General features: G+C 65.3%; 8 protein-coding genes and 2 pseudogenes. 8 read left to right on the forward strand and 2 right to left on the reverse strand.

All coding sequences use genetic code 11. The annotated features are described in order from the left end of the window. The 5 genes and pseudogenes from VGH54_RS12695 to proB all read left to right on the forward strand — a co-directional run. A partial coding sequence (locus VGH54_RS12695) for an Rne/Rng family ribonuclease (protein ID WP_331512353.1) occupies positions 1 to 1,891 on the forward strand: 1,891 nt, incomplete at its 5' end. A 162-nt stretch (positions 1,892 to 2,053) separates the two neighbouring features. After that, positions 2,054 to 2,365 carry a 50S ribosomal protein L21 gene (gene rplU / locus VGH54_RS12700; RefSeq protein WP_331512355.1) on the forward strand — a complete coding sequence of 104 codons (312 nt, stop codon included), beginning with the start codon at positions 2,054 to 2,056 and terminating at the stop codon, positions 2,363 to 2,365. Positions 2,366 to 2,380: 15 nt separating this feature from the next. Then, a pseudogene (gene rpmA, locus VGH54_RS12705) lies at positions 2,381 to 2,647 on the forward strand (50S ribosomal protein L27). 55 nt (positions 2,648 to 2,702) lie between these two features. Continuing rightward, positions 2,703 to 4,160: a GTPase ObgE gene (gene obgE / locus VGH54_RS12710; RefSeq protein WP_331512356.1), complete on the forward strand. Its 1,458-nt coding sequence runs from the start codon at positions 2,703 to 2,705 to the stop codon at positions 4,158 to 4,160. Then, positions 4,153 to 5,259 (forward strand): glutamate 5-kinase, encoded by a 1,107-nt coding sequence (gene proB / locus VGH54_RS12715; RefSeq protein ID WP_331512358.1) that lies wholly within the window; start codon positions 4,153 to 4,155, stop codon positions 5,257 to 5,259. Before obgE ends, proB begins: the two co-directional genes overlap by 8 nt. Here proB and VGH54_RS12720 read toward each other — a convergent pair. Further along, positions 5,256 to 5,891, reverse strand: coding sequence for a TetR/AcrR family transcriptional regulator (locus VGH54_RS12720; protein ID WP_331512360.1), 636 nt, complete (start codon positions 5,889 to 5,891; stop codon positions 5,256 to 5,258). The genes proB and VGH54_RS12720 overlap by 4 nt on opposite strands. Positions 5,892 to 5,989: 98 nt before the next feature. On the opposite strand from VGH54_RS12720, the gene VGH54_RS12725 reads away from it, so the two are divergent. Next, on the forward strand, positions 5,990 to 7,249 hold the full coding sequence (locus tag VGH54_RS12725) for a cytochrome P450 (protein WP_331512362.1): 1,260 nt from the start codon (positions 5,990 to 5,992) through the stop codon (positions 7,247 to 7,249). A 4-nt stretch (positions 7,250 to 7,253) separates the two neighbouring features. On the opposite strand, the gene VGH54_RS12730 is transcribed toward VGH54_RS12725, so the two are convergent. Then, on the reverse strand, positions 7,254 to 7,808 hold the full coding sequence (locus tag VGH54_RS12730; protein ID WP_331512363.1) for a helix-turn-helix domain-containing protein: 555 nt from the start codon (positions 7,806 to 7,808) through the stop codon (positions 7,254 to 7,256). Between the two features lie 126 nt (positions 7,809 to 7,934). Between VGH54_RS12730 and VGH54_RS12735 the strand changes: the two genes are divergently transcribed. Beyond that, positions 7,935 to 8,366, forward strand: a complete 432-nt coding sequence (locus VGH54_RS12735; protein ID WP_331512364.1) for a tautomerase family protein — start codon at positions 7,935 to 7,937, stop codon at positions 8,364 to 8,366. Between the two features lie 31 nt (positions 8,367 to 8,397). Next, positions 8,398 to 8,645 (forward strand): annotated as a pseudogene (locus VGH54_RS12740) (hypothetical protein); the annotation flags it as partial.

The raw sequence follows: 8,645 nt of genomic DNA on the forward strand, positions 1-8,645 counted from the left end.
CAAGGTCCGCACCGAACCACCGCATCCCGGCAGCCGCTACACCCAGATCGCCGTGCTCGAGGACGGCATCGTGGTGGAGCACTTCGTCACCAGCGCGGCCTCGGCGTCGCTGGTGGGCAACATCTACCTGGGCATCGTGCAGAACGTGCTGCCGTCGATGGAAGCGGCGTTCGTCGACATCGGCCGCGGCCGAAACGGCGTGCTCTACGCCGGCGAGGTGAACTGGGAGGCCGCCGGCCTGGGCGGGTCCAACCGGAAGATCGAGCAGGCACTCAAACCCGGCGACTACGTCGTTGTTCAGGTCAGCAAGGACCCCGTCGGCCACAAGGGCGCCCGGCTGACCACGCAGGTGTCCCTGGCGGGTCGCTACCTGGTGTACGTGCCGGGCGCATCGTCGACCGGTATCAGCCGCAAACTTCCCGACACCGAACGCCAGCGGCTGAAAGAGATCTTGCGCGAGGTCGTCCCGTCGGACGCCGGGGTGATCATCCGGACCGCGTCCGAGGGTGTCAAAGAGGACGACATCCGCGCCGACGTGAACCGGCTGCAGGAGCGCTGGACGCAGATCGCCGAGCGCGCGCAGGAGACCAAGGGGAAGGCGGCCGGCGCCGCGGTCGCGCTCTACGAGGAGCCTGACGTCCTGGTCAAGGTCATTCGCGACCTGTTCAACGAAGACTTCGGTCAGCTGATCGTCTCTGGCGAGGACGCCTGGACCACCATCAACGAATACGTGAGTTCGGTTGCGCCCGAGCTTGTTTCGAAGCTGAACAAGTATGAGCCCGCGGAATCCGCCGAGGGAGTGGCAGGCCCCGACATCTTCGCGGTGTACCGCATCGACGAGCAACTGGCCAAGGCGATGGACCGCAAGGTCTGGCTGCCCTCCGGAGGCACGCTGGTGATCGACCGAACCGAGGCGATGACCGTCGTCGACGTCAACACCGGCAAGTTCACCGGGTCCGGTGGCAACCTCGAACAAACCGTCACCAAGAACAACCTGGAGGCTGCCGAGGAGATCGTGCGACAGCTGCGGCTGCGCGACATCGGCGGCATCGTCGTCATCGACTTCATCGACATGGTGCTGGAATCCAACCGTGACCTGGTGTTGCGCCGGCTGACCGAGGCGTTGGCCCGCGACCGAACCCGCCACCAGGTGTCCGAGGTGACCTCGCTGGGGTTGGTGCAGCTGACCCGCAAGCGGCTCGGAACCGGGCTGATCGAGGCGTTCTCCACGACCTGTCCGCACTGCGGCGGTCGCGGGATCACCCTGCACGCCGATCCCGTCGACTCCGCACCGACGATTGGCCGCAAATCGGAGTCGGGCGGCGGACGGCGCGGCCGGCGGTCCAAGAAGGGCAAGGCCGAAGAACCGGCGGTCGCCAAGGTGCCCGCTCACTCGGCCGAGCACCCGATGTTCAAGGCCATGGCCGCGGCAAACGGTCGCCATGACGACGACACCGACGAGTCTGTGCACACCGATCATGAGGATGAAGCGGTCGGTGATCAGGGCCGGGAGGACGCCGAGCCCGACGTGCAGCTGCAGAAGCAGGTCGCGCAGGAGGCGGCGGAAGAAGACCTCGAGGACGACGATTTTGACGACAGCGACGACGACGCTGACGACGACGAAGACGATACTGACGAGGACGACACCGACCAGGTCGATCTCGACGACGATGAAGACCTCGATGAAGACGACGACCTCGACGAGGTCGATGAAGACGACAGCGACGAAGACGACGATGAGGACGACGACGACGAGGACGACGAAGACGACGACGAGGACTCTGATGAGACACCCGACCCCCACGTCACCGCCGTCACCGAGCCTTTTGAGCGACCCCGTCGACGCCGGGCCGCGGCACGACCGGCCGGTCCGCCGGCCCACGAGGAATGACTAGCCGGTTTGACCCTGTAGCCGCTGGTCACGTACCCTGGACCAGTTGTCGACAGGCCCGCTGACCGGTTTTGGCCGACACTCCCAGACCAGCCCGCGCACCCTTTGGCTGCGCGACGCCCGCACGAACCAGCAGAACCAGAAGATGAGGTAGACGTGACCATGGCGACCTACGCAATCGTCAAAACCGGCGGCAAGCAGTACAAAGTTGCCGTCGGCGACGTGGTCAAGGTTGAAAAGCTCGACTCCGAGCCCGGCGCCAAGGTATCGCTGCCGGTCGCGCTGGTGGTGGACGGCGCCACCGTCACCTCCGACGCCTCCGCGCTGGCCAAGGTCGCGGTGACTGGCGAGGTGCTCGAGCACACCAAAGGCCCCAAGATCCGTATCCACAAGTTCAAGAACAAGACCGGCTACCACAAACGTCAGGGTCACCGTCAGCAGCTGACGGTCCTGAAGGTCACCGGCATCAAGTAGCGGAGGCGACAAGACATGGCACACAAGAAGGGCGCTTCCAGCTCACGTAACGGCCGCGACTCAAACTCTCAGCGACTGGGCGTCAAGCGGTTCGGCGGTCAGATCGTCAAGGCCGGCTAGATCCTGGTCCGCCAGCGCGGCACGCACTTCCACCCCGGAGTGAACGTGGGCCGTGGTGGCGATGACACGTTGTTCGCGAAGGCGGCCGGTGCCGTCGAGTTCGGTGTCAAGCGCGGACGCAAGACGGTCAACATCGTCTCGGCCGCGCTGTCGACCGACTGAGCGCCGCGAGCGTGAGGCACGCTAGCTTCACCCTCGACGAGTAAGAGGAATTCCGATGCCTCCCCGGTTTGTCGACCGAGTCGTCATCCATACGCGGGCAGGCTCCGGCGGAAATGGTTGCGCCTCGGTTCATCGCGAGAAATTCAAGCCCCTCGGTGGACCCGACGGCGGTAACGGCGGCCGCGGCGGCAGCATCGTGCTGGTCGTCGACCCGCAGGTGCACACCCTGCTCGATTTTCACTTCCATCCGCATGTCGACGCCGCGTCGGGCAAGCAGGGTATGGGCGGTAACCGCGCCGGTGCCGCAGGTCCCGATCTGGAAATCAAGGTTCCCGACGGCACTGTGGTGCTCGACGAGGACGGCCGCATGCTCGCCGACCTGGTCGGCGCGGGCACTCGATTCGAAGCCGCGGCCGGTGGTCGTGGTGGGCTGGGTAATGCCGCGCTCGCATCGCGGGCCCGCAAGGCGCCCGGGTTCGCCCTGCTCGGCGAGAAGGGCGAAGCCCGCGACCTCACCCTCGAACTCAAAACCGTCGCCGATACCGGCTTGATCGGATTTCCGTCGGCGGGCAAATCCTCACTGGTGTCCGCGATCTCGGCGGCCAAGCCGAAGATCGCCGACTACCCGTTCACCACGCTGGCCCCCAACCTCGGAGTGGTGTCGGCCGGGGAGCGGACGTTCACCGTCGCCGACGTACCGGGTCTGATCCCGGGCGCGTCACAAGGCCGTGGCCTCGGTTTGGACTTCCTGCGCCACATCGAGCGGTGTGCCGTGCTGGTGCACGTCGTCGACTGTGCCACTGCGGAACCGGGCCGCGACCCGATCTCCGACATCGACGCGCTGGAAGCCGAACTGGCCGCCTACACACCGACGCTGCAAGGGGATTCGATCCTGGTCGACCTCGTTGAGCGCCCGCGCGCGGTGGTGCTCAACAAGATCGATGTGCCGGAAGCCCGTGAGATGGCCGAGTTCGTCCACGACGAGATCGCCGAGCGCGGCTGGCCGGTGTTTGTGGTTTCGACGGTTGCCCGAGAAGGACTGCAGCCGTTGATATTCGGGCTCGCTGACATGGTCGCCGAATACCAGGCCGCGCAACCGGTGCTGGTGCCGCGACGGCCGGTGATCCGCCCGGTGCCCGTCGACGAGTCCGGGTTCACGGTGGCATCGGACGGGCACGGCGGATTCGTGGTCCGTGGCCGGCGGCCTGAACGCTGGGTCGCCCAGACCAGCTTCGACAACGACGAAGCGGTCGGCTATCTCGGCGACCGGTTGGCCCGGCTGGGTGTCGAAGAAGAACTGGTCCGGCTGGGCGCACGGCCGGGCTGCGGGGTCACCATCGGCGACGTGACGTTCGACTGGGAGCCCCAGACGCCCTCCGGTATCGACACCGTTATGACGAGGCGAGGTACCGACGCGCGCCTGGAAAATACCGACCGAATCGGCGCCGACGAGCGCAAAGCGGCTCGACGGCAACGCCGCGAACACGGCGAACACGGCGATTCTGATGAATAGCGTTGCACGGGAGGTTGTTCGGACAGCACGCAGCGTCGTCGTCAAGGTCGGCACCACCGCGCTGACGACTTCGACCGGCATGTTCGACGCCGGCCGGCTCGCCGGACTGGTCGACGCGATCGAGGCACGCATGAGAGCGGGCTCAGACGTCATCATCGTGTCCTCGGGGGCCATTGCCGCCGGCATCGAGCCACTGGGGCTGACCAAACGTCCCACCGACTTGGCCACCAAGCAGGCCGCGGCAAGTGTCGGACAGGTGGCACTGGTCAACGCGTGGAGTAGCGCATTCTCCCGCTACCAGCGCAGCGTCGGTCAGGTCTTGCTGACCGCGCATGACATCTCGATGCGGGTGCAGCACACCAACGCCCAGCGCACGCTGGACCGGTTGCGTGCTTTGCACGCGGTGGCGATCGTCAACGAGAACGACACCGTGGCCACCAACGAGATCCGGTTCGGCGACAACGACCGGCTCTCGGCCCTGGTGGCGCACCTGGTCGGCGCCGACGCGCTGGTGCTGCTCAGCGATATCGACGGCCTCTATGACTCGGATCCACGCAAGTCCGACGAAACACATTTCATCCCAGAGGTTTCCGGGCCGGCTGATCTGAAAGGCGTGATCGCGGGGCAGAGCAGCCACCTGGGCACCGGCGGGATGGCGTCCAAGGTGTCGGCGGCGCTGCTGGCCGCCGACGCCGGCGTGCCCGTGCTGCTGGCCGCCGCCGCCAATGCCGAAGCGGCACTGGCGGATGCTTCGGTGGGCACGGTGTTCGCCGCGCGGCCCAACCGCATGTCGGCGCGCCGGTTCTGGGTGCGATACGCCGCCGAATCCGCCGGTGCGCTCACCCTCGACGAGGGTGCGGTGAGTGCCGTTCTGGGTCAACGCCGTTCACTGTTGCCGGCGGGAATCACCGCGCTGTCCGGGCGTTTTCACGGCGGTGACGTCGTGGACTTGACCGGGCCGGACGAGGCCCTGGTGGCTCGCGGGGTCGTCGCCTACGACGCCGCCGAGCTGGCCACCATGATCGGCCGGTCGACCTCGGAGCTGCCCGCCGAGCTGCGTCGTCCCGCAGTCCATGCCGATGACCTGGTGGCCGTCTAAGTTGCTATAGGCTTCAGATACAAAGCACCCCAGACGATTTCGGTCAGCGTACTGGCGAGTTCCGTGTCGTATGTGGCCGGGTTACTCGGCAGGTTCTGTTGACAGGTTCGCTCGACCATCCAGGTGAGCGCACTTGCCGTAGTCGGTGCCGGCAGCTCGCGGCGGATTGAGCCATCGGCCTGGCCGTCTTCGATGACACGGGCCAATCGCCCGGTGATAGCGGTCAGCAGATTGCGGTAAGTCGCACCGACCAACGAGTCGTAGGCAGCCATCTCGTTCAGCGCCACCAGCACCGGTTGATGTCGCCGGTAGCTGGCGATGATGGCGGCCATCCCGGCGCGCACGTCATCGGGATCGTGTCGCCAGGCCACACTCCACCAGCGTTCGGCGCTTTCGGCGAGATCGGCGAACACCTGGCCGGCCAACCGGCGCAGCAGGTGGCCCTTGTCCTCGAAGTAGATGTAGAAACTGGCCCGCGACATCGCGGCTTCGGTGGACAGCCGGTCCACGCTGAGTTCGGTGAAGCTCGCGCCGTCGCGCATCAGGCGCTCGGTGGCGTCGAGTAGCCGGCGCTCGATCTGCTCACGTCGCTCCTGCCGCTTGGTTTGCGGCTTACGGGTGACTGACGGCATGCCAGCAGTATGACACCTTGACTAGACACTCTGTCTAGTCCTAGAGTCGTCGGTGTCTTGAACCTGTGACCGGCTTCATAGCCGATGGAGGATTCCGCATGACCGCGACGGCCGCCGCCCCCCGCGCCTACGACCCCATCGACCTGTCATCCCGCGCCTTCTGGTCGACCAGCGCGCAGGAGCGGGAAGAGTCGTTCGCCCAGCTTCGGGCCGAACGCCCAGTGAGCTGGCATCCGCCGGTGGAAGACGCGATGCTGCCTGACCCCGATGACCCCGGCTACTGGGCGGTGACCCGCCGCGACGACATCGTCGCAATCAGCCGCGACAACGAGTCATTCCTGTCGGGCAAGGGCGTCATGTTCGAGAACTTCCCGGTGGAGCTCCTCGAAGCGTCGCAATCCTTCCTGGCCATGGACCCGCCGCGGCACACGTTCCTGCGCAAACTCGTCAGCGCCGCGTTCACCCCGCGGCAGGTCCGGCGCATCGAAGATTCGATCAAGAAGAACGCGAAGACCATCGTGGAGGAACTCAAAGACGCCGGCAGCGGCGCCGATTTCGTCGATCTCTGCGCCAAGGAGCTGCCCATTCGCACGCTGTCGGACATGGTGGGCATCCCCGAGTCGGAGCGCCAACAGCTCGCGCACGCGGCCGACGCCATGGTCTCGTCGGGCGACCCCGAGTACCTCAAAGGTCGCCATCCGCTCGAGGTGTTGTTCGAGGCGCAGACTTATGTGCATCAGGTGGCCGGGATGCTCGCTGCAGAGCGCCGCGAGCAGCCCGGCGACGATCTGTTCACCAGCCTGGTGACTGCCGAGGTAGACGGCGACAGGTTGGCCGACGCGGACGTCGCCGCGTTCTTCGTGTTGCTTACCGTGGCCGGCAATGACACCACCCGCCAGACCACCAGTCACGCGCTGAAGGCGCTCACCGACTATCCCGACCAGCGTGCCTGGCTGCTGGACGATTTCGACAATCGCATCGGTGGAGCGGTCGAGGAATTCATCCGGTGGGCCAGCCCGGTGATGACGTTCCGTCGCACGGCCGCCAAGGATGTCGAGATCGGCGGCCAACCCATCCGCGCCGGCGAGAAGGTCGTGATGTTCTACTCCTCGGGCAACTACGACACCGACGTGTTCGAGCATCCTGAGCGACTCGACCTGAGCCGCAACCCCAATCCTCACGTCGGCTTCGGCGGTGGCGGCGTGCACTTCTGCCTGGGTGCGAACTTGGCCAGGGCGCAGCTGCGGGCGATCTTCGGCGAGCTCTTGCGTCAGCTGCCGGACATCCAGGCGGGCGAACCCGTATACGTGGCCGGCAACTTCATTCACGGCATCTGCAGCATGCCCTGCACGTTCTAATCGGTTAGCGGTCGCTGTCTACCTGGGCCGCGGCTGCAGTCAACAGTCCAATGGCCGCGTCGAATGGCGCGGGGCTGCGCAGCGCGCGGCTGACAATGAGCGCACCTTCCGTGCTGGTCCACACATTGGTGGCCAGCTCTACGGCCCTCTCTGGTGAGATGCCCTTTTCGGAGAAGCGCGCGGCCAGCGTCGTGATCAGATCCTGGAAGGCGCGTCGGGTTGCGTCGCTGAGCTGATCGGAAGCGGGCGTCGACTCGATGACGATGGGAGCCACCGCGCATCCCTCGCGGTAGCCGCTGGCCACTAGGTCGTCGCGTTCTCGGCCCATGAAGACCTCGATCAGTTGCGCCGGGGTGGTGGCGGCCGCCGCCGCACGGTTGATGTTTGCGATGCGGTCGGCGGCGTGCAAGAGGGTGACCTCGGTGGCGAGTTCCTCCTTGCCGCCGGGGAAGTGGAAGTAGATCGACCCGCGCGGGGCGGCGCTCTCGGTGATCACGTCCGACAACGCCGTGCCGAGATAGCCGTGTTCGCGAAACAGCCGCCGCGCCGCGGCGACCATGCGCTCCTTGCTATTGGTCCCTTTTACCATGTCGTCCATCATACATAGTTCTTGACAGGACATGGGTCTAGTTGTAGCGTCGCAGATGTTAATAAGTATGACGGCCGACATAGTTAGGAGCTCAAGATGCCCATCTACCAGTGCTACAGCCCGAAAGGACTGCTGACCGCGTCCGCAAAGGCCAAGATCGCCGACGAGATGACCAGCTTGTACTGCAACGTGACCGGAGCGCCGCCGTCATGGGTCAAGGTTCTGTTCCACGAGCTGCCCGAAGGCGACTGCTTTTCTGCCGGCAAACCGGCGACGCAATCCCTGATCCTCGCCATCAACCGCCACGGACGTGACCTCGAAACGCGACGGGCAATGCTGCGTGAGCTCTCGCAGATCTGGACACGGAACTCGGGCCAGCCGGAAGCCGACCTATGGATCTCGGTGACCGAGATCGATCCGACAAACGTGCTGGAAGCCGGATTGTTCATGCCTGCGCCGGGCCAGGAACGGGCATGGTTTGAGGAAAACCACGACAGGCTGGCCGAATTGGGCATAACGGCCGCATGACTTTCACCAACAACAAGAAACGAGAGATGTTATGACTCAATTAGTTGACGGATCCGTTGAGACGACCTCGCATCAGGTTGACCGGTTGACGGTTCGTATCAACGACTCGTTCGACGGGTTCAGGGATCGCTATGAGCAAGCGGTGCCGAAATTCCAGAGCGCTCGGTTCGACTCTCTCGTCGAGAGGGGCGTCGACTGGCAGACGGTTCTAGAAGCCACCGCGCAGAACGCGCCACACGACTTCATTCTTTACTGGTCTCACGACTTCACGTCGCTGAT

It is taken from the genome of Mycobacterium sp. (genome assembly GCF_036488105.1).
Taxonomy (GTDB): domain Bacteria; phylum Actinomycetota; class Actinomycetes; order Mycobacteriales; family Mycobacteriaceae; genus Mycobacterium.